The sequence below is a fragment of the Paenibacillus sp. FSL L8-0435 genome (genome assembly GCF_037965655.1).
Classification (GTDB): Bacteria; Bacillota; Bacilli; order Paenibacillales; family Paenibacillaceae; genus Paenibacillus.
Map to the genome: position 1 here is coordinate 1416729 of NZ_CP150185.1, position 20433 is coordinate 1437161.

A 20433-nucleotide genomic window follows, 5' to 3' on the forward strand; every position below is an offset into this window, starting at 1 on the left:
TTCCATGTTCAAAGGTGGAAGTGCATGAACAGGTTGTATTAAGAATAATAGGAGCAATATGGTTGCCATTCCGGCACCATATTGCTCCTATTTTGCTTTCGACAAAATTAGAACCCCATCAAAAAACGTTATCGCCATGAGACGACAACATCGAGGAACATTCTCAAGTATAATAAGGCTAGTTTTGGAGGGCAGGGAAAGTATAAAGATAAGAGAGGTTAGCGGAATGAATATGAAGCATCCAAACAGGGACGATCGTAGGCCGACAGGTAAACAAGTCGAAGCAACCCAGATGGACATCATGAAGGTTTTACTGCAATGCGGAATCGACCCGGAGCGTTGGAACCATTTCGTATCCTCCGTCAACAACAAGCGTCCTTGACACAATAGACAAGCAGGGAATGGAAGGGAATTAAAACACAAAAAAAGCCCAGAAGCCAGAGAGGTTATCTCTCGGGAACTGGGTCCTCTTTCGGGTTTAGTCCATGCTGCGTTCCATTCGGACAAACGCAATAAAACGACGTGCCTCTTCTTCTGTTAAGGACTTCCCATCAATCATCAGATCGAAGCGTTCCAACACTTCCTTATCCGATAACTCCAAGGTATCAACGAATTCGCGTACGTCCTCATCCATCACGACATCGCTTTGCTTTGTACGTCCTATAAGATAATCAATAGACACCTCAAAGATGTCAGCAAGTCTCGTTAACACTTCGAAATCCGGTTTGCGACGGTTCTTCTCGTAGTGGGAGAGAGCAGCTCTGGTAATATGAATGGAGCTCGCAAGTTCTTCTTGAGTAAGTCCCCGCTGTTCCCGTAATTCAGCAATGCGATTTCCGTAGCTCATAAGCTATTTCCCCCTGAACGACATCAAATATATATTGAAACAATCCTGAGCCAAGTGTTTGATCAGGGCAGCTTTCCTGCAAAAGAGTAACTCCGCATGTGTTTCCTTTAACCCATTCCCATTTGTAAATAGGTCTGTCTAAGGACATCTCAAATTGTCGTAAATCAAAAGAACCATGTCCAAATACCGCTTGACATGATACGTATTGTATCGTAAATTGGACGTATGGAGTTACAAAATGTATCATTTGGAATATTTTAAGTATCTCCTTGTTGCCTGGACCATATACCTGTGAGAAGGAAGTGGAGGCAGTCCAGTTGGCTAATCCATTCTAAAGGAATGAAACCATGTATTCAATAATTCAGGAATGGGCTGATATGAAATTAAATGTCCATATGTACATTCAGGAGTTTCATGGGAAAATGGTAGACCGCAAAAGACGCCCTGTTCTGTTACTTGGAATGGACACTCAAGCAATCACCTTCCTGAGCGACCTGAACTTGCCGGTATCATCAGAAATGCTCATTGGTTTGGATGTTGAAGATCAACATGTATGTGTACGACTTCACGCAAGGTTGCAATGGAAACAGCCCTTCGGTGAGCTCACAATGTATCATTCGAACTTGCATATTCAGCACGAACAGAAACTATATATAACTGGACAGTTAAACACAATGCTTACTGAAGTTCAGTTTCCCGCGGTTTCCCGTTTTCAGTATGAAAAGGCAACAGAACAAAAGGCTCTGCAGGAACCCTATCATTACATTGATTTCACCATATAATTCCAAGTCGATTCTTAACATTTTCTGAACAAAACATGTACTTAACGCCATTTTACTATATTTCATAGCGTTATGCATTAGTTCTTTAACACCAAAAGCATTTGCGCAATGAATAAAGGGGCGAGGGGGCTCATACTATTTCAGGAAGTTTGGATATGGTTGAAATGCACTGCCACATATTATCTGGCCTAGATGATGGTCCTGTTCGAATGGAGCAGTCCATTGCAATGGCTGAGAAGGCGGCAGCCTCAGGAATTACCTCCATTATTGCTACTCCGCATCACCTGAACGGGCAATACAACAATGAACCGATGGTGGTCAATCAGGCCGTGAACCTGCTTCACGCAGAACTTCGCAATCGCAACATTCGCCTGGAGATCCGTCCCGGACAGGAGATCAGGGTGCATGACAACCTGATTGGAGACTTATATGCAGGAAAGTGCTGCACACTCGCCGGAAGTCGTTACATGTTGTTGGAACTTCCCTTTGGTCATATTCCCTCACAGTTCCCCAGGATACTGCATGAATTACGAATAGCGGGAATTACCCCTATTATTGCTCATCCGGAACGCAATCGTGTCATTTTGAAGAAGCCAAAGTTGTTGGCTGATTACTTGAGTCAAGGCGGACTATGTCAGCTCACAGCTCAATCTTTCACTGGGCTTTTCGGACGGAAAGTTCGGCAGTGGTGTTTTCATTTTTGCAAAGAAAACGGGTTTCATTTCATTTCATCAGATGCACATGATACGTGCACAAGGACATTTGCCATAAGTGAAGGAGAGCGGGTCATCGAGCGTCGATTTGGAGCTGAAGCCGTTAAGAGGCTGGCAGAGAATACGTCGCACATTCTATCGAATTCGTGTCTGGTTACAGAACGCTGGAAACCTCGCAAATGGCTACTGTCCATCTGGTAGTTACATAAGATAGATCACAACGTATAGGAGGAATGAAAGTGGAACTGAAAGGATATTTTCGACTCTTACAAAAGAAACTGTGGTTGATTGTTGCAATTGCTTTGATAGCCGGTGTGGGTGCAGGGGTCAAAAGCATTTTCTTCACCCAGCCCATCTATGAGGCAAGTTCCAAATTGATCGTGAACCAGACCTCTAACGTTCAAGGCCAAGCGATGATGGACTTCAGCATGATTCAAACCAATATCAAACTCATTAACTCTTACAGAGAAATTATTAAATCTTCCGCCATTATGGATAAAGTCGCTACCACGTATCCAGACCTGGGCTTAACCTCTGCTCAGCTCATGAATAGCACCTCCGTCTCTACAGCCAGCGAATCCCAAGTGATGAGCATAACTGTACAAGGGACTACCTACGAAAAAGCCGCAAAAACGGTCAATGCCATCTCCAACGTGTTCCAATCTCAAATCCCCCTGATCATGAAAATCGATAATGTGGCTATCCTCAGTGAAGCAAAAGTGGATAGTAACGCATCTCCAATCAATATGAAAACCACATTAAGCATCATTGTCAGTCTGTTCGCAGGTCTTGTGCTCGCGATTGCACTCGTATTCCTGCTGGATTATCTGGATGACACATTCAAATCCGAAACTGAACTTGAAAAAGAGCTGGGCCTGCCTGTGCTTACAGTGATATCCAAAATGAAAAAAGATGATCTGAAAAACACGAAAAATTACGTATCTCAACAGAAAGTGGGGGATGGCAAATATGTCGCGGCTAACCAATGAAAATAACAGTCTGGTGACCTATTTTAACTCCAAATCTCAAATCTCGGAGGGATACCGTAAATTACGGACGAACATCCAGTTCTCCTCAATCGACAGTCATATCAAAAAAATCATGGTGGCTTCCGCTGAATCCGGCGAAGGCAAGACCACAACCATTAGCAACCTGGCGGTAACCTATGCCCAGGAAGGCAAAAAAGTTCTGCTGATCGATGCGGATCTGCGTAATCCTTCCTTGCACCAGGTGTTTTCCGTACCGAATCATATCGGTCTTAGTAGTGTGCTGTCTAATCAGTACAGTGTGGAAGAAGTGCTTAGAGAGAGCTACATCGACAATCTCCAATTATTCACTTCTGGCCCAATTCCGCCGAACCCTTCCGAGATGATCGGTTCCAACCGGATGAAAAGGCTGATTGAGAAGTTAGAGGATCAATATGATGTCATCATGTTTGATACACCGCCGGTGCTCGCGGTAACGGATGCACTCATTGTGAGTTCGCTGTGTGATGGTGTGCTGCTGGTCGTGAACTCGGGCAAGGTCAAGAAGGAACTGGTGAAGAAGACCAAGGCTGCTCTGGAACATGTGAATGCACGGATCCTGGGCGCAATTCTGAACAATATCAAAAACGCTGCAGTACCGGTGGGCTACGGAGAGAAGTAAACCTTCCATCCAATGCTCCCAAGCAAACAGGTAATGTCTACTGCACCTTTATCACTGTAGGCACTCGGTCATGCTGTGGGTTCAATGAACCTTAGACGTTAATCGTCGAAGGTATGACGTGAGGACGGGTTAGATGCCCTGATTCAACTTTTATCAAACTAAAAAAAAAGAGGATAGGGTGGTATTTATGAAAAAAGTGAGAAAAGCAATCATTCCTGCAGCTGGACTAGGTACACGATTTTTGCCAGCCACAAAAGCGATGCCCAAAGAAATGCTCCCTATTGTGGACAAACCAACTATACAGTATATCGTTGAGGAAGCCATTGCCTCTGGAATCGAAGACATCATCATCGTAACCGGTAAAGGGAAGCGGGCAATTGAAGATCATTTCGACAACGCTTTTGAATTGGAACATAACTTGCTGGAAAAAGGGAAGCTGGGCCTGCTTGAAGAGGTTCGCAAATCCTCTAACGTGGATATCCACTACATAAGACAAAAAGAGGCCAAAGGACTTGGTCATGCTGTCTGGTGTGCACGTAACTTTATCGGTGACGAACCTTTTGCCGTGTTGCTCGGAGATGACATCGTCGTATCGGAAGTTCCATGCACCAAACAATTGATTGATCAATATGATCAGGTTCAACATTCCATTGTTGGCGTACAAACCGTACTTGCTGAACAAACAGACAGATACGGCATTGTAGACCCGCTTCAATCGGATGGCCGTTTGACAGAGGTTCTCAGGTTCGTAGAGAAACCTGCCCAAGGCACAGCGCCTTCCAACCTGGCGATTATGGGGAGATACGTACTGAGTCCAGAGATTTTCGAACATCTGGAGCAACAAGAGATTGGTCAAGGGGGAGAGATTCAATTAACAGATGCGATTCAGCGCTTAAATGAGACACAAGGAGTGTATGCTTACGATTTCGAGGGAGTACGTTATGACGTGGGCGAGAAACTGGGATTCATTTTGACAACCATCGACTTCGCTCTGCAAAAACAGGAACTTAGAATTCCAATGCTGCAAGCTCTGCAACAGATTCTGGAAAAAGAGTCGGTAGAACATGTAGCCGGGGGGGAGTTTGAATGAGTCCATCTCCCCAAACGAAGGAAGCGGAGATCGTTATGGACCCAAGTCTGGGGTACAATGCATCAACGATGTCAGGACAAAATGCGGATAAAGTGTATCTATTTATGAAAAGAATGCTCGATTTGCTGGGTTCTTTCATAGGTTTGATCATTTTGTGCCCCTTGTTTGCGGTCATCGGATTACTGATCAAAATCGAGGCCCCGCAGGGGTCTGTTTTTTTTCGTCAGGTACGGGTCGGACAGAATGGAAAAGAGTTCCACATGTACAAATTCAGGTCCATGGTTGCGAATGCAGAAGATCTGCTCGAACAGCTGATTGATCAGAATGAAGTGAACGGGAATATGTTCAAAATGAAAAATGATCCCCGCATTACCCGGATTGGCAAGTTCATTCGGAAAACCAGTCTGGATGAGTTGCCACAGTTGTGGAACGTGTTCAGAGGAGAGATGAGTCTCGTTGGACCCAGACCGGCTCTGCCCAGAGAAGTGAAGAACTACACTTCCTATGACAGACAACGTCTTCAGATGATTCCGGGATGTACGGGATTATGGCAAGTCAGCGGTCGAAATAGTGTTGGTTTTGAGGAAATGGTGGAGCTGGATCTGACGTATGCCCGTGAGCGCAGCATGATGGTGGATATCAAAATTATCTTCAGAACGTTCAAGGTGCTGGTAGGTTCGAAGGATGCGTTTTGAAACACGATTCTGGCTTTAAGGTGGCATAGCAGATATGCAAAAGACCGGTATACTTGCTGCATTAAATATGAAGTCGTTTAATATCATTCTTTTTTCGCTGGTAATTGTCTTCGCAGCAATCTATCTTCCACTAGTCTCGGTTGTTGCTCTTATAGCTGTGATTCTGCTGGGCGTTTATATTAAACAGCCCAGCTGGATTTTTATGATTCTCATCGTCAGTTTTTCATTGTCCATTGATAAAATATTTAGCATTCATCTGGCAGGACTGGATTCGCTGTCCTTCTACAAGCTGGCGATTCTAGGTTTTGTCGTCTCTCTTTTTTTACGCTTTGGTATTCGCAAAGATCTGATCTATCCTGCACTGGCGATTGGTTTTTTATTTGTGGAGAGTTATTTTCTATCGGATCTGCCAAGTAAAGTTAGTCCGCTCGATCCATTCAAGGCTTTTCTGGGAGTCATTGTTCCTTTTTTGTTGCTGATGCCCCACTTCTCAAGAGAGATCAGTCAACGAATTATACGTGTACTCGCATGGTTGCCGCTGTTCAGTCTTGCTGGTGGTTATATTCTGCAACTCGCCGGCATATTGTCCATTACTAACCTGGAGATGTCGGGAGTAACCCGGTTACAGGGTGCCAACATCGCCGCGCATCTGGCCATGTTGTGTTTTATCTCCATCTGCGTCTGTCTGATTCAGATCAAGCAAGGCCATCAGGTTGTTCTGTATTACATGCTTACCTTGACACATCTGGTCATTCTGGTCCAGACGGGAACAAGGGGGCCGCTTATTGCGCTTATTCCGATTATTCTGGTCTACCTTTTTGATCAACTGAAAGCCTTCATCAAAGGCAGAGTCAGCGCGATTATTCCTCTCATTCTGTTTGTTGTTGCAGTGGCCTATATGGTCATTGCGCAGTGGGACAATTATGAGATGAGGTCAGAGAGTAAAGGGTTGTCGGGAAGGGATGTAGCCTGGAATTATTTTATTGGCAAAGCAAATGAGTATCCGATATTTGGACGTGGGCTCGGCTCAACACTTGTAGCGAATGATGGAAGTATTTTTTCTGGATTCGTTGTTCCGCATAATGAATACATTCGTTTTTATTACGATGGCGGTTTAGTTGGAGCCATCCTGTTGTTTCTTTCGCTGCTGCTGGTGTTTCGGGCTGTGTACTTCCGATTGGGCGGCATGATCCGGTTGTATTTTGCCGGTATGATTATCGGTTTTCTGACCTATTCCTTTTTTGACAATACCCTGTCCACGGTTCATCTGATTGCTCCATTCTGTATCTTCCTGAACGCGTTATATGCTACGGGAAATGGAATTCATTCCAAGTCAGGGGCTAAAGCAGAAGTGGATATACAGATACAGCGAGCCAAGGACGTATCCTTTTCAAAGGAGATTAGAACATGAAGGTCTGTTTGATCAGTTCTACAGGCGGTCATTTTGATGAATTAACCAAAATTATTCCTGCGGTTGAAGAACATGATTATTTCCTGATTACCGAGAAAAATAAAAGCAGAAAAGTAGAATCGTCTCAGGGCAAAGTATACTTCTTAATGCAACAAGAGCGGAAGAATGCGATGTTCTTGCTAATCTTTGTGGCTAATATTATCAAGTCGTTCTTTCTATATCTGCGTGAGCGTCCAAAGGTGATCATTACAACAGGGGCAGGAGCTACCTATCCTTTTTGCCTCATCGGTAAAATCTTCGGTGCCAAGCTGATTTATATCGAAAGTTATGCCAAAATCTATTCCTCCAGCGCAACCGGGAGATTGATGTACAAAATCTCGGATGAGTTCTTCATCCAATGGGAAACGTTGCAGGATAGCTATCCCAATGCAAAATACAGGGGGGCTTTATTTTGATATTTGCTATCGTTGGAACCCAGCGTTTTCCCTTCAATCGGATGTTTGAGCTTATTGATGAGGCGATTGAGGCAGGAATTATTGAAGAAGAGGTTATTGCCCAATCCGGATATACCGAGGTTCAGCCCCGAAATTTCACTGTGATTCCTTTCCTTACCCAGGAAGAGATGAATGAATATGTGGAGCGCAGCAGATGCATTATTTCTCATGCGGGTGTGGGTTCCATCACAAATTGTCTTGAACGTGGCAAGCCGGTTATTGTCATTCCACGCCGGAAAGAATGGGGCGAGCATGTGGATGACCATCAGCTTGAAATCTCCAAGGTTTTTCAGGATAACGGCTATGTGGCCGTCGCGGAGAGTCAGGATGAATTGCAAAAACTGGTTCCGTGCATAGAGGAGCTGACGTTCCAGCCTTATGTGAGAAAACAGTCTGATCTGATCTCATCCATTAAAAATTACGTGAACAGTCTGTAAGAGGTATGAAGATTAACCATGAAAAAAAGGAGTCTATCATGAAACCAAAAGTATTGGTTGTTGGATCATCCTTGAAGGATATGGGTGGAATTGTGAGTGTCATCAAAAATATTGAGGATTCCTCCATCTCGGAAATGTATGCCATGCAGCGGGTCGAAACGTATATCACGGGCAGCGTGTTCTCACGGCTGCTTATTTTTATACGGGGATTCATTCAATTCTGGATGAAGCTGTATACGTTTAAGCCGGATATCGTGCATATTCATATGGCAAACAACGGGAGCTTTTATCGGAAGTCTCTATTTCTGCTAACCGCACGAAAGTTGTTTCGAAAGTCAGTCATTCTGCATATTCATGCGGCCAGCTTTGATGATTTCTACAACCAATTTGCTCTGCAGCGTAAGTATTGTCACTACATTCTGAATCAGGCAGATAAGTTGATTGTCTTGTCCCAGACGTGGAAAGAATACTTTGCTACGATTGTGCCGGAGACAGCGATTGAAGTTCTTTATAACGGGGTCTTTGTCAAAGAACCGTTTGTGAGAGAACAACAAACAGCCGTTAATGCTCTTTTCATGGGCAGACTCGGTGAGCGAAAAGGAGTCTACGATCTGCTACAGTCCATTCAGCAATTGAAGGCGCTGGGCGTTACAGCTACCTTTAATCTGGCAGGGGATGGCGAAGTCGAAGAAGTCAAAGCAATCGTGCAGCAGTATGGAATAGAGGATCGTGTCAATGTACTCGGCTGGATTAACGGAGAGCAAAAGGAAAAGCTGATGCGGGAAGCGGATCTACTGGTCCTGCCTTCTTATCATGAGGGATTACCTATGGCCATACTTGAAGCAATGAATTGTGGCTTGCCCATTATATCGACCACCGTCGGAGGCATCCCCGAAGTGATTACATCCGGTCATAATGGGCTGTTAATCGAGCCGGGAGATGTGCACGGGCTGATATCAGCGCTGGAATATCTCATCACGGATGAAGAGGTTAGAGCAAGAATGGGTTCACATAACAGAGAGATTATATCGGATAAATTCGATATGAATCTTCTCGTAGGCAGATTGTCAGGAATATATGATGCCCTTCAAGTGAAGGTATCCTAGTGAACAGGAAAAGGTGATGAAATGAACCCCTTGGTATCTTGCATCATTACGACCCATAACCGGGCCGAGTTATTGAAAAATGCGTTGAGAAGTGTACGAGAGCAAACACATCCGTATCTGGAGATTTTCATTGTGGATGATGGTTCAGAAGATCAGACGCCAGAGATCTGTCAGGCTTGGGCCCGGGAAGATTCACGGATTCGGTACATCCGGGTTCCATATCCCAAAGGAGCCAACCATGCACGGAATGTAGGGATATCTCAAGCCAATGGCAAATACATTGCCTTCCTGGATGATGATGATGAATGGATGCCTGACAAAATAAAAACCCAGGCGGAAGTGCTGGAACGAACCCAGGAATCATTCACCTTTTGCAGCAAGTATCTCGCATACACGAATGAGCAGCATCAGGTGGTCAAACGGAAATTGTCGGTGGAACCTCGCGATGTTATTCGGTATGAGGATCTGCTTACATTCAACTGGATTGGGGAAACGTCCAAAATCATGGTACTTACCTCATTGGCCCGTGAAGTTCGATTCGATGAAAATCTGACATCCGCTCAGGATTATGACTTTTATCTGCGCATATTGAAACGAGGCTACATCGCCGTGAATGTGAAAGAACCGCTGGTGGATATTAACATCCATAGTGGTCCGCGAATTTCAACCTCTACAACGGCCAAGTACAAGGGCCAACGCAAGATCATTTTGAAATACTACAATGACATGTCCAAGGAACAGAAGCGCCGTCAGTTACACCATTATCGAATGCTCGAATGGTCGAGAAATACACTTCGCAATAACGTTTATTTGAAAAAAGCACTGTCGCTGTACCCTTGGTGGAAAGACTGGGTGCTGCTCAAGCGTAATACCAAAATTATGATGCAAGGATTTCTAATGAGATTTCATGCAAGGCGCGCAGTTGGAACGTATACAGAGGAACCTGTGCGAATGAAACTAAAGTAAGAGGTGTCTGGATGGAAAATCCGACGGTGTATATGCTGCCCAAGATGATTGAGAACAATAAATTCAATGAGCTGTTATCCGATTCCATTGAGAACAAGGGATGGGAAGTGAAACAGTTTACCAAAAGAGATCTACTCAAACTGAAAAAAAATGATGTGCTGCATTTTCATTGGCCCAGCTTTTATTACAGAGGTTCATCCGTACTGACAACAGTGATCAAGTCCATTCTGTATGTATTGATGATTTGTTTTGCACGGTTGCGCGGGGCCAAATTGTTCTGGACAGTGCATAACATCTGGCCTCACAACAGCGGTAAGACACGGTTTGATTATTGGATGAGAAAAATACTGGTCCAAAATTGCTCCAAGCTGATTGTCATGGGTAAACCCTTGATCTCGGAGATCTGTTCGACGTTTGGGATTGATTCCAGCCGGATCGAGGTTATTCCGCATGGACATTACAAGGGAGTGTATCAGGGGAAAGGCGTGAATATCCGCTCCCGGTTTGGCATCCCGGAGGATAGTTATGTGTATGCTTTCTTCGGTCAGGTGTCGCCTTACAAAGGCGTGGATGATTTGCTGGAGGCATTCAAGGATCTGGATTCCGAACAAGCCCATCTGTTGATTGCCGGCAAAAAGGTAAAGGATTATGACCTTGGAGATGAATTTCTCAAGAGCGGACATATTCATACCCATTTTCATTTCATCGAAGATGATGAATATTCGGACTATTTTGATGCAGTCGATTCGATCATTCTTCCATACAAGCAAATTGCAACTTCAGGCAGTGCAATTCTGGCATTGACCTTCTGTAAACCGGTGGTGGCACCACGGATTGGCTTGTTGGAGGAATACCTGCCCGAAGATTGTGCGGTACTCTATGAACCTTCCGATCCGGATGGATTACTCAAGGCAATGAATATGATCCGGTTAAAACAATCGGAGTTTCAGGAAGGCAGTGGTTTTGTCAAAGCGTTGGAGCGGCTGGATTGGCCAGTGATTGCCCAAAGGACACTTACCCTGTACTCCAGTTAGTACAGATGAGAGAGTGGACCTAATTGAAAAATATGGGGATGAAATGATGAAGGTAACCGTCGCGATCTGTACGTATAACCGTGCACAGGATGCGGTAGAGGCTATACGAAGTGCGATACAACAGTATTACGCAAGCAGCGACTATGAGATCATACTTATTGATAACAATTCGAAAGACAACACACGGGAAATCGTGCTCCAAACCATCTTGCAGCATGAGAACCATTCAATCCGGTATGTGTTGGAAGAAAAGCAAGGCTTGTCTGTAGCCCGTAACCGGGCCATTCACGAGGCGCGCGGCGAGTATATCCTGTTCCTTGACGATGATGCTTTTGCTTGCAGGGATTGGATTCGCCAGATCGTTAGCGTCTTTGAAATGAATGAAAATATCGGTTGTGTCGGTGGCAAGATTGATCCGATCTGGGAAGTACCTGAGCCAATGTGGATTCCACCGGAGAACAGGTCGCTGTTCACCATTCTGGATTTTGCAGATGAAGTCACTGAGATGAAAAGTCCTTATATTCCATTTGGTGCCAATGTGGCCTTTCGTTTATCCGTCTTTGATCAACTGGCCCCCTTCCGTGAAGACCTTGGAAGAGTGGGCAACAATCTTCTCTCCAGTGAAGAGAGTGAGTTGATTGCAAGAATACGGACAAAGTTCAAGGTATATTACACGCCGTATGGCGCGGTACAACATAAAGTAGCCAAAGAGCGAACGACGAAGAACTGGTTTCTGCGCAGAATCTATTGGCAGGGTGTGAGTGATGCCATTCGGGATCAGGATCGTGGTGTTGTACGTACGGCCAAACATGGGATCAAGCTCGCACAGGGGATCACAACCTCACTGATCTACATTTATAATGCAGATCGGTTCACACGTCAGCTTGCCAAAGTATGTTACCGAAACGGCATGATTGTTGGGTCGCTTCGTCAAAACAGTAAGGGATGAGGATCGCTATGGCGCAAGTTGCACTTCGCAAAGTATTCAGAGGAAACGGCTTAATGAGTGCCATATTTCAGACAAGTGGGACCAATCTGCTGGTCATGACACTGACGATGCTGTCTTCCATTTTGACGTCACGCATGTTCGGTGTAGAGGGAAAGGGCGCATTCTCGGCCATCTTGTTCTGGCCGGCGCTACTAACCGGATTGGTCGGTTTCGGACTACCGACATCCATCATTTATAACATCAAACAGAGCGCAACCGAGAAGAGTGCGCAGTATGTTCGGTTAAGTTTTCTTTTTCAAGTTCCGGTGTGCATCATTATTGGTATTGTGGCCTGGTTTGGATTACCTTTCTGGCTCTCCAGCTTTCCGCCGGAGGTCGTGCAGATATCCAGATGGTATACGATTGCTACCGTTCCTGTACTTATTGTCATCAATCTCATATCAGCGCTCTCGCAGAGTCGGGAGAAATTCGCTGTATATAATGGTATCCGGTTAATGATCCCCCTGTTTAATGTAGGCGGGCTTTTTGTGTTATGGGGCCTGGGGATGCTGAGCATTCAGCTCGCGGCTGCGATCTATTTTGTAACCAGCTTCTCCGTGGTGGCGTGGGCTATCTATGCGAACCGTGATGAATTGAGACTGAGATGGTTCAAGGATCGGGTGGACCAGAGTTCGGCCAAGAAACTTTTTGGTTATGGCAGCAGGGTGTATGGTGTTGAATTACTAGGAACATTGTATACCCAGTTTGATAAAATCATTATTTTGGCTTTGCTCACCCCGCGTGATTTTGGACTGTATTCCGTCGTATTTGCGTTATCCCGAATCTACAATGCCGTTCAAACGGCGATCAGCAATGTTGTTTTCCCAAAAGTGACCGGATTACCCCAAGAGCAGATTATTCGAACGGTTGGCAGAGCCTTCCGCATCTCGCTCATGGTCATGATGATCATTGTAATACCCACCATGTTTGTGGGGAACTACCTGATGGGTCTTCTGTTTGGCTCCGAATTTTTGGAAGCGAGCGTTGCGTTTTATATTTTGGCTGTGGAATGCATCATTGGTGGTGGCTCCTGGATTCTAGCATCTGCATTTAATGCACTGGGTCGGCCAGGACTTGTGATGATCAGACAACTTATTGCACTCTCGGTGACGGTGGCTTTGTTCTTTGTATTCACTCCGCTGTGGGGGCTCAACGGAATTGCAATTGCCTTATTGATCGGGTCCATTGTACGAATGGTGGTTACTGTGGCTGCGATGAAGATTGTATTTAAGGTGAAGTTTGCCGCCATGTTCTATGACAAGGAAGATATACCGTTTCTCTATGAACGGTTAAACAAAAAAAGAAGAAGAGTCACCCAAGGAGGAGATGGAGATGCTGGGCACTAACAATATTCATCCAATGGAAGAGTTGAAGGGACATTTACGTCAGATTTTGAAGGTCATTCCACCGCGTACCGAAATCTATTATTTGGATTACCCGGTGCATAGCAATGGTGGCGACTTGTTGATTATGAAAGGTACTGAGGCTTTCTTCCGGGACAATGATATTCATGTACGTGCCAGATACAGCATTCTGGATTGCCCTTTGTCCCTCAAGGTACCGGAAGGTATCACGATTGTGTTGCACGGGGGAGGTAACTTTGGTGATCTGTACCCTGCCCATCAGAAATTGAGAGAGCGCATGATCGCCCAGCATCCGAATCACCGGATTGTCATTCTGCCACAGACGATGTTTTACAAGAGTGATATTGAATTGAAAAAGACAGCCCAAGTATTCAATCGTCATAAGGATGTGCACTTTTTTGTCCGGGATACCTTATCTTATGAGATAGCCAGTAAAGAATTTCAACAAACGAATGTGTACCTTTCTCCGGATATGGCGCATCAGTTGTGGCCTCTTAAGTCCAAGAGCAAGCCTACCGCAGAGATGTTGTATTTCTTCCGGAAAGACATTGAGAAAACTCAGAATCAGGTGCATTACGAATCCGTCAGTGGACCCAAGGCCACGTTTAAAGACTGGGAGACATTGTACAACCGGGTAGACCGGAAGATCATTCGCATGATTACGTCCCGGTTAAAGTCAGGGAAAGGCAGCTCTTTCGCCCGCTGGTTGTGGTACAAATACTCTGATCGGATGGTACATACGGCCATTAAGGAATTCAATCAATACCAGACCATTACGACATCCCGTCTGCATGGACATATTCTGGCCTGTCTCCTGGATCAACCGAACATCCTGCTGGATAATTCATACGGCAAGAACTCGAATTATTATGCAGCTTGGACCAAGAGTAATCCGGCAGGCAGACTGGAGTCCAATCAGACCAGCACATATAACAAGCCAACCGAGACTGGCAAGGGAGCAAGTACGGTTGTGCTGTCGGATGGTGCAGCCCTATGAGAAGTATTCTGTTATCTGGTGGTTCTGGCAAGCGTCTGTGGCCGTTATCCAACGATTCCAGATCCAAGCAATTTCTTAAAGTTCTTCATGGGCCAGAGGGAAGTCCGGAATCCATGGTACAGCGGGTATGGCGACAGCTGAATCATGCGGGACTTGCATCAGAAGCGCTGATCGCGACCAGTTTGCCACAGGTGGAGATTCTGACTTCTCAGCTGGGAGATGATGTGAGACTGGTTGTGGAGCCTGAGCGCAGAGATACGTTTCCTGCGATTGCACTCGCTGCCTCCTATCTGTATTCCGTAGAGAGTGTGAGTCTGAATGAGACGATTGCAGTGTTGCCTGTAGATCCCTTTGTTGAAAAAGAATTCTTCGAGGTGCTGGCAACCTTACCGGAGATGCTTGATAAGTCTGGTGCTGATCTGGCCTTGATGGGAGTTGTGCCGACGTACCCGTCAGAGAAGTACGGATACATCATTCCGCAATCCCTATCTTCCAGTGACAATAACAATGAATACGTGAATGTAGCGAAGTTCCAGGAGAAACCCTGCGAATCCGATGCGGTCCTCATGATTGAGCAGGCCGCATTATGGAATTGCGGGGTTTTTGCTTTTAAGCTGGGTTATTTGATTAATCTGCTCATTGAGATGGAACTGCCAATCCAGTATGACGAAATGCTGAAGCAATACGGAAGATTGAACAAGATCAGTTTTGATTACCAGGTTGTCGAGAAGGCAAATCAGATTATCGCTATTCCGTATAACGGCTTCTGGAAAGATCTAGGCACGTGGAACACACTCACGGAAGAGATGGGAAGCTCGGTTGTAGGAAAAGGGTGGATTACGGGAGATTCTTTGAATACCCACCTGGTCAATGAATTGAACATTCCGGTTGCCATATTGGGATTGTCGGATGTGGTGGTCGCCGTGAGTCCGGATGGCATTCTGGTCAGTGACAAAGAAGCCAGCCCACGGATCAAGGAAATCTTAAAGAACGAGGATCAACGCCCCATGTATGAGGAGCGCAGGTGGGGTTGCTACCGGGTTCTGGATTACACAAGAAACGAAGCTGGCGGTGAGGTTCTCACCAAACGAATCTGCATCAGTGCCGGGAAAAACCTGAGTTATCAATACCATTTGCTTCGCAATGAGGTATGGACGGTTGTATCGGGAACTGGGGAATTGATTCTGAATGGGCAGAGCCGAATGATCGGGCAAGGAGATACGGTGATCATTGACCGGAGTATGCTTCATTCCGTCAGAGCCGTTACGGAACTGGAGATCATTGAGGTACAGATCGGCAGTCAGCTGATTGAGGAAGATATCGTTAGAGTGTCTACCGAATGGCAGGACATTGTTCAGACATATGTGAAGCACGCGTAACCAACACATTAGAACATGGGGGAGATTATGGAATGAATATTACGGTGATTGGCACAGGGTATGTGGGTTTGGTATCAGGCGTATGTTTTTCGGAACTGGGAAATAACGTGATCTGTGTCGACAACAATGTGGAAAAAGTGAATATGTTAATGGACGGTCATGTTCCGATCTATGAACCGGGTCTGAAGGATATCATGAATGCCAATATGAAAGCAGGAAGGCTGTCCTTCACCACCAACATTCAGGATGCTATCAGTCGTTCGGATATTATTATCATCGCGGTGGGTACGCCATCCCTGCCTAATGGCGAAGCAAATCTGAGCTTTATTGAGCTTGTCGCGCGAGAAATAGGTTCTTATATGGATAATTATAAAATAATAATGACTAAAAGCACTGTTCCTGTCGGAACCAATGATCGTATTCAGGAATGGATCAGCAGTTTGACGAATCACCCATTCGACATGGCATCGGTACCGGAGTTCCTGCGAGAAGGTACCGCTGTCCAGGATACACTCTATCCTGACCGGATAGTCATTGGGACACATAGCGAACGGGCGGTTGCCACACTGAAAGAGCTGCATCAGCCATTAACCGATCAGATTATTGTTACAGATATTCGTTCGGCCGAAATGATTAAATATGCATCCAACGCTTTCCTGGCAACCAAGATCTCATTTATCAACGAAATCTCTAACATCTGTGAAAAAGTAGGAGCAGATGTCAGCCGTGTTGCCGAAGGCATGGGCTATGACAGACGAATCGGTGCCTCCTTTCTCAAGGCAGGCATTGGTTACGGAGGTTCCTGTTTCCCTAAGGATACACAGGCTCTGATTCAAATTGCAGGTAATGTGGATTATGACTTCAAACTGCTGAAGTCCGTGGTGGAAGTGAACAAAGATCAACGCTTCAACGTCATTCGTAAACTGGAAGACGCACTGGGCTCACTCGAAGGGAAGGAGATTGCCATCTGGGGGCTTGCTTTCAAACCGGATACCGATGACGTTCGGGATGCTCCGGCGATTGAGATCATTCAACGTTTGCTTGAGCAGGGAGCAGTGATTCGGGCATATGACCCCATCGCTACCGAGAACTTCCGCAAAGAGGTGGATTCCCCATCCATTACGTGGGAAGAGCGTGCCATGAAAGCGGCGGAAGGTGCTGATGCACTCTGTGTTCTGACGGAATGGAAAGAGTTCATGGAGGTTAATCTGACTGATTTGGCAGCGCATATGAACCAACCCATCCTGATTGATGGAAGAAACATCTACGGAGAAGATCAGATTAAAGATACGTCCTTTCAATACTACTCCGTTGGTCGTCCAGGTCTAACCAATATCGATGGTAGAAAAACGGCAGTCATCTAACGGAGGCCATAACATGAGACGCGGGATCAAAATAACATTAGGTGCCATTTCCCTTGTTGCAGTTGTTATGATTGGATATTCTGTGTACCTGTATTCGCATGTCAAATCAGCGGCGGATCAAATGTATGAACCCCGGGAACCCATCAAGCAGGTATCTATTGTCGACCAGCGCGGTGGGGGAGATTTCCCTGTGGACATGGAGAATGAAGAACCTTTTAATGCTTTGATCCTGGGTGTGGATGAACGTTCCAATGATCGGGGGCGCTCCGACACCATGATTGTATTAAGTGTTAATCCTGCGAAGCAATCCGCTCTTATGTTTAACATCCCCCGAGATACCAGAACAAATATTGTTGGACACGGCACGGAGGATAAGATCAACCATGCATACGCTTTTGGGGGCGTTAACATGTCTGTGCAAACGGTGGAACAATTGCTTGACGTTCCCATACATTACTACATGAAAGTGAATATGGAGGGCTTTGCACAAGTCATCGACATGGTGGGTGGAGTGAATGTGAATAACCCGTTTGCATTTGACTATGAGGGTTACCGGTTCGAGCAAGGGAAGATTCATCTGGATGGTGAAGCGGCTTTGGGATTTTCGCGGATGCGTTATGATGATCCGAAGGGGGATCTCGGACGGAATGACCGTCAGCGGGAGATCATCAAACAAGTGCTGAAGAATACGGTCCAGGTATCGAACGTGTTGCAACTGGAGACATTGCTGGACGAAGTCAGTGCTCACGTCAGAACCGACGTTACCTTTGATGAGATGAAGCAGATGTTCTCCAATTATCGTTCGGTACTGGATCATATTGAATCCGTTGAGATTAAAGGCACGGGCAAGAAAATAGACGGAGTGTACTACTATATCGTGGAACAGTCGGAACGAGACAGGATACATCAGATGATTGAAGAACATTCAAAATGATCGGATAGGGCGGTGAACCAGATGCGTATCTCCAGACTAATGAAATTGTCCCTGATTGTGCTACTCATGTATATGCTCATGATACCGGCAAGTACAAATTATGTTCAATCAGCTCAAAACTATCAGTGGAATAATATACCTATTGGTGGTGGGGGGTACGTTACGGGGGTGGTCATTCATCCGACTGAGCCTGATCTGGTTTACGCTCGAACTGATGTTGGAGGAGCTTACCGACTGGATGTAACTTCAGGAGATTGGATTCCACTACTGGATCATTTTGGAGATGAGGACAGTAATCTGTACGGCGTGGATGGAATTGCGCTGGATCAGCAAAATCCCAACGTTGTGTATATCGCTGCTGGGAAGTACGGGAACGTGGGGCCAAGTGATATTCTGAAATCCACAGACCGGGGAGAAACCTGGATTCGAACCGGACTTAATCTTCGGAATGAATCGAATGGAAATATCCATCGAGCCATGGGAGAGAGCATCGCGGTTAATCCCACGAACTCCAATTACCTGCACGTGGGTACACGATATGATGGATTGTATACTTCCAGTGATGGTGCATCCACGTGGAGCAAGGTATGGGATGTACCTAGCGGGCTGTCCGGTGAGGGGATTCGGAGTGTAGCATATGGATTGAATCCCGTGACGAAGCAAGGTCAAGTTGTGTATGCGGGGGTTCGCGGCATTGGTGTGTATAGCAAAGCACCAAGAAGCAATGGGCAGACCACCTGGCAACTTACCGGGAGAAGCCCCGAATATCCTGCACGTATGACTGTAGCGAAGAACGGAACGTTGTATGTGACCACGGATAATCAAGGCGTATACAAGTTCAATGGTGTGCAGTGGACGAATATAACACCCAGCTCTAGTTACTCATCTTATTATGGAATCACGATTGATCCGAATAATGATAATCACATCCTGGCAGCCGTTCGAACAGGCGGAGATAATCTTCCGCTGTATCGTTCCGTTAATGGCGGGCTGAGTTGGACAACAGTGAGCAAAACGTTGGTATCCAAACCGTCATGGTGGACACCCAACATGTTTTTCTCAGCAACATCCAGTATCAAATTTGATCCGCATAATCCGGGCACCGTATACGCTACAGACTGGTTTGGCGTGTACAAGACGGAAAATATCAATGGTACCAATGGATTGACTGGCAGTACAGCGAGTACTTGGGAAGCTATCACCGATGGACATGAAGAAGTCGTCGCACTCACGGCCTCCACACCACCTCAGGGTGTTTCATTCTTTAGTGGTTTAACGGATCAGGTCGGATTTAGACATGAAAATGTAACCGATGTTCCTATTAATAAAATCCCACTCTCAGGTATGCGAGAAATTGTGAGTATTGACTATCATGAGGCAAACCCGAATTACATGATATTTCTGGGAAGCAGTGACTGGTATGGTACCACCACACGCTTATTTGTCTCTTCCAATAACGGGGTTACCGTAACTCCAATGAATGTTCCGGCTGGCTCCAAGCTGGGGAGGGTCGCCTACTCGGCCATCAATCCGAATGTAATTGTTTATTACCCCCAGACCGGTAATCCGGTCAGAAGCACGAATCGTGGCGCAACATGGCAAAATATGAATGGTGCCCCATTTCAGGCCATCGGGGGGAATATGGTCTTTGCCTATAATCATCCACTGGCTGCGGATCGCATCAATGGATATAAATTTTATATGTATGCTGCCGGTTATCTGTATCGGTCTACGGATGCAGGAGCCAACTGGTCCAAGGCCAATGCGGTTCGCCTTCCTATTAATACGGATATCAATACAAGCTTCATTAAAGTCGAGGCTGCACCTGGCGTGGCGAATAATGTATGGGTGAGTCTGGGAACCGATGGATTATATGCATCAACGAACTCTGGAAATACCTTTTCCAAGATCCCGGGTGTGCAGAATTCCAAACTATTTGCCTTTGGAAAAGCGAAGCCGGGTAAATTAGTTCCAGCTGTCTATGTATATGGTACCGTAAATAACGTGAATGGATTCTTCCGTTCAGATGATATGGGGGCAACCTGGAACAATATAGGTCCTTTAGGTAATGGAATCGGGCTGGGCAATGAACCGCAAATTATGGTGGCAGACCGTCAAATCTATGGTCAGCTATATGTAGGTACAAATGGCAGAGGCATGTATGTTGGATCAATAGAATAACGAG

21 protein-coding genes are annotated in these 20433 nt (G+C 45.7%); 20 read left to right on the plus strand and 1 reads right to left on the minus strand.

All coding sequences use genetic code 11. The features are described from left to right. The first annotated feature begins 226 nt into the window (after positions 1–226). Positions 227–382, plus strand: a complete 156-nt coding sequence (locus NST33_RS06305) for a hypothetical protein (protein ID WP_017690128.1) — start codon at positions 227–229, stop codon at positions 380–382. A 96-nt stretch (positions 383–478) separates the two neighbouring features. Here NST33_RS06305 and NST33_RS06310 read toward each other — a convergent pair whose 3' ends face one another. Further along, positions 479–847, minus strand: coding sequence for a helix-turn-helix transcriptional regulator (locus NST33_RS06310; protein ID WP_017690127.1), 369 nt, complete (start codon positions 845–847; stop codon positions 479–481). Positions 848–1224: 377 nt separating this feature from the next. On the opposite strand from NST33_RS06310, the gene NST33_RS06315 reads away from it, so the two are divergent. The 19 genes from NST33_RS06315 (at position 1225) to NST33_RS06405 (ending at position 20429) form a co-directional block, all read left to right on the plus strand. After that, on the plus strand, positions 1225–1629 hold the full coding sequence (locus tag NST33_RS06315; protein ID WP_127551237.1) for a hypothetical protein: 405 nt from the start codon (positions 1225–1227) through the stop codon (positions 1627–1629). A 155-nt stretch (positions 1630–1784) separates the two neighbouring features. Next, positions 1785–2543, plus strand: a complete 759-nt coding sequence (locus NST33_RS06320) for a CpsB/CapC family capsule biosynthesis tyrosine phosphatase (protein WP_339307241.1) — start codon at positions 1785–1787, stop codon at positions 2541–2543. A 38-nt stretch (positions 2544–2581) separates the two neighbouring features. Next, the gene (locus tag NST33_RS06325) at positions 2582–3331 is read left to right on the plus strand and encodes a Wzz/FepE/Etk N-terminal domain-containing protein (protein WP_017690124.1); all 750 of its coding nucleotides are present in this window, start codon (positions 2582–2584) and stop codon (positions 3329–3331) included. Further along, complete coding sequence (locus NST33_RS06330; RefSeq protein WP_339307243.1) at positions 3312–3989, plus strand: CpsD/CapB family tyrosine-protein kinase; 678 nt, start codon at positions 3312–3314, stop codon at positions 3987–3989. Before NST33_RS06325 ends, NST33_RS06330 begins: the two co-directional genes overlap by 20 nt. 187 nt (positions 3990–4176) lie before the next feature. Then, positions 4177–5079, plus strand: coding sequence for a UTP--glucose-1-phosphate uridylyltransferase GalU (galU, locus tag NST33_RS06335; RefSeq protein WP_036611572.1), 903 nt, complete (start codon positions 4177–4179; stop codon positions 5077–5079). Between the two features lie 35 nt (positions 5080–5114). Next, complete coding sequence (locus NST33_RS06340; protein WP_047844154.1) at positions 5115–5774, plus strand: sugar transferase; 660 nt, start codon at positions 5115–5117, stop codon at positions 5772–5774. 34 nt (positions 5775–5808) lie between these two features. Then, positions 5809–7185 carry an O-antigen ligase family protein gene (locus NST33_RS06345; protein WP_339307245.1) on the plus strand — a complete coding sequence of 459 codons (1377 nt, stop codon included), beginning with the start codon at positions 5809–5811 and terminating at the stop codon, positions 7183–7185. After that, positions 7182–7640, plus strand: a complete 459-nt coding sequence (pssD, locus tag NST33_RS06350) for a PssD/Cps14F family polysaccharide biosynthesis glycosyltransferase (protein ID WP_036668906.1) — start codon at positions 7182–7184, stop codon at positions 7638–7640. The genes NST33_RS06345 and pssD overlap by 4 nt, the downstream gene beginning before the upstream one ends. Continuing rightward, a complete protein-coding gene (gene pssE / locus NST33_RS06355; RefSeq protein WP_221819116.1) occupies positions 7637–8116 on the plus strand; it encodes a PssE/Cps14G family polysaccharide biosynthesis glycosyltransferase in 480 nt (159 codons plus the stop codon). Before pssD ends, pssE begins: the two co-directional genes overlap by 4 nt. Positions 8117–8154: 38 nt before the next feature. Continuing rightward, a complete protein-coding gene (locus NST33_RS06360; RefSeq protein WP_221819117.1) occupies positions 8155–9222 on the plus strand; it encodes a glycosyltransferase family 4 protein in 1068 nt (355 codons plus the stop codon). Positions 9223–9243: 21 nt separating this feature from the next. After that, entirely contained in the window at positions 9244–10188 is a 945-nt protein-coding gene (locus NST33_RS06365; protein WP_221819118.1) for a glycosyltransferase family 2 protein, read from the plus strand. 11 nt (positions 10189–10199) lie between these two features. Continuing rightward, positions 10200–11222 carry a glycosyltransferase gene (locus tag NST33_RS06370; protein WP_221819119.1) on the plus strand — a complete coding sequence of 341 codons (1023 nt, stop codon included), beginning with the start codon at positions 10200–10202 and terminating at the stop codon, positions 11220–11222. A gap of 13 nt (positions 11223–11235) precedes the next feature. Then, on the plus strand, positions 11236–12171 hold the full coding sequence (locus NST33_RS06375; RefSeq protein WP_339307248.1) for a glycosyltransferase: 936 nt from the start codon (positions 11236–11238) through the stop codon (positions 12169–12171). An 8-nt stretch (positions 12172–12179) separates the two neighbouring features. After that, positions 12180–13556, plus strand: a complete 1377-nt coding sequence (locus NST33_RS06380; RefSeq protein ID WP_221819120.1) for an oligosaccharide flippase family protein — start codon at positions 12180–12182, stop codon at positions 13554–13556. After that, a complete protein-coding gene (locus NST33_RS06385; protein ID WP_036668919.1) occupies positions 13543–14571 on the plus strand; it encodes a polysaccharide pyruvyl transferase family protein in 1029 nt (342 codons plus the stop codon). The genes NST33_RS06380 and NST33_RS06385 overlap by 14 nt, the downstream gene beginning before the upstream one ends. Next, positions 14568–15950, plus strand: coding sequence for a sugar phosphate nucleotidyltransferase (locus NST33_RS06390; protein WP_221819121.1), 1383 nt, complete (start codon positions 14568–14570; stop codon positions 15948–15950). Before NST33_RS06385 ends, NST33_RS06390 begins: the two co-directional genes overlap by 4 nt. Positions 15951–15982: 32 nt before the next feature. Next, positions 15983–17314, plus strand: coding sequence for a UDP-glucose/GDP-mannose dehydrogenase family protein (locus NST33_RS06395; RefSeq protein WP_047841972.1), 1332 nt, complete (start codon positions 15983–15985; stop codon positions 17312–17314). 13 nt (positions 17315–17327) lie between these two features. Further along, entirely contained in the window at positions 17328–18248 is a 921-nt protein-coding gene (locus NST33_RS06400) for an LCP family protein (RefSeq protein WP_221819122.1), read from the plus strand. 21 nt (positions 18249–18269) lie between these two features. Beyond that, a complete protein-coding gene (locus tag NST33_RS06405) occupies positions 18270–20429 on the plus strand; it encodes a hypothetical protein (RefSeq protein WP_221819123.1) in 2160 nt (719 codons plus the stop codon). Positions 20430–20433 lie beyond the last annotated feature (4 nt).

Excerpts from the sequence above, each read along its gene's own strand:
- NST33_RS06305 (WP_017690128.1), top strand. The coding sequence starts at position 227 with ATGAATATGAAGCATCCAAACAGGGACGATCGTAGGCCGACAGGTAAA.
- NST33_RS06310 (WP_017690127.1), bottom strand. The coding sequence starts at position 847 with ATGAGCTACGGAAATCGCATTGCTGAATTACGGGAACAGCGGGGACTT.
- NST33_RS06315 (WP_127551237.1), top strand. The coding sequence starts at position 1,225 with ATGAAATTAAATGTCCATATGTACATTCAGGAGTTTCATGGGAAAATG.
- NST33_RS06320 (WP_339307241.1), top strand. The coding sequence starts at position 1,785 with ATGGTTGAAATGCACTGCCACATATTATCTGGCCTAGATGATGGTCCT.
- NST33_RS06330 (WP_339307243.1), top strand. The coding sequence starts at position 3,312 with ATGTCGCGGCTAACCAATGAAAATAACAGTCTGGTGACCTATTTTAAC.
- galU (WP_036611572.1), top strand. The coding sequence starts at position 4,177 with ATGAAAAAAGTGAGAAAAGCAATCATTCCTGCAGCTGGACTAGGTACA.
- NST33_RS06340 (WP_047844154.1), top strand. The coding sequence starts at position 5,115 with ATGGACCCAAGTCTGGGGTACAATGCATCAACGATGTCAGGACAAAAT.
- NST33_RS06345 (WP_339307245.1), top strand. The coding sequence starts at position 5,809 with ATGCAAAAGACCGGTATACTTGCTGCATTAAATATGAAGTCGTTTAAT.
- pssD (WP_036668906.1), top strand. The coding sequence starts at position 7,182 with ATGAAGGTCTGTTTGATCAGTTCTACAGGCGGTCATTTTGATGAATTA.
- NST33_RS06360 (WP_221819117.1), top strand. The coding sequence starts at position 8,155 with ATGAAACCAAAAGTATTGGTTGTTGGATCATCCTTGAAGGATATGGGT.
- NST33_RS06365 (WP_221819118.1), top strand. The coding sequence starts at position 9,244 with ATGAACCCCTTGGTATCTTGCATCATTACGACCCATAACCGGGCCGAG.
- NST33_RS06370 (WP_221819119.1), top strand. The coding sequence starts at position 10,200 with ATGGAAAATCCGACGGTGTATATGCTGCCCAAGATGATTGAGAACAAT.
- NST33_RS06380 (WP_221819120.1), top strand. The coding sequence starts at position 12,180 with ATGGCGCAAGTTGCACTTCGCAAAGTATTCAGAGGAAACGGCTTAATG.
- NST33_RS06385 (WP_036668919.1), top strand. The coding sequence starts at position 13,543 with ATGCTGGGCACTAACAATATTCATCCAATGGAAGAGTTGAAGGGACAT.
- NST33_RS06390 (WP_221819121.1), top strand. The coding sequence starts at position 14,568 with ATGAGAAGTATTCTGTTATCTGGTGGTTCTGGCAAGCGTCTGTGGCCG.
- NST33_RS06395 (WP_047841972.1), top strand. The coding sequence starts at position 15,983 with ATGAATATTACGGTGATTGGCACAGGGTATGTGGGTTTGGTATCAGGC.
- NST33_RS06400 (WP_221819122.1), top strand. The coding sequence starts at position 17,328 with ATGAGACGCGGGATCAAAATAACATTAGGTGCCATTTCCCTTGTTGCA.
- NST33_RS06405 (WP_221819123.1), top strand. The coding sequence starts at position 18,270 with ATGCGTATCTCCAGACTAATGAAATTGTCCCTGATTGTGCTACTCATG.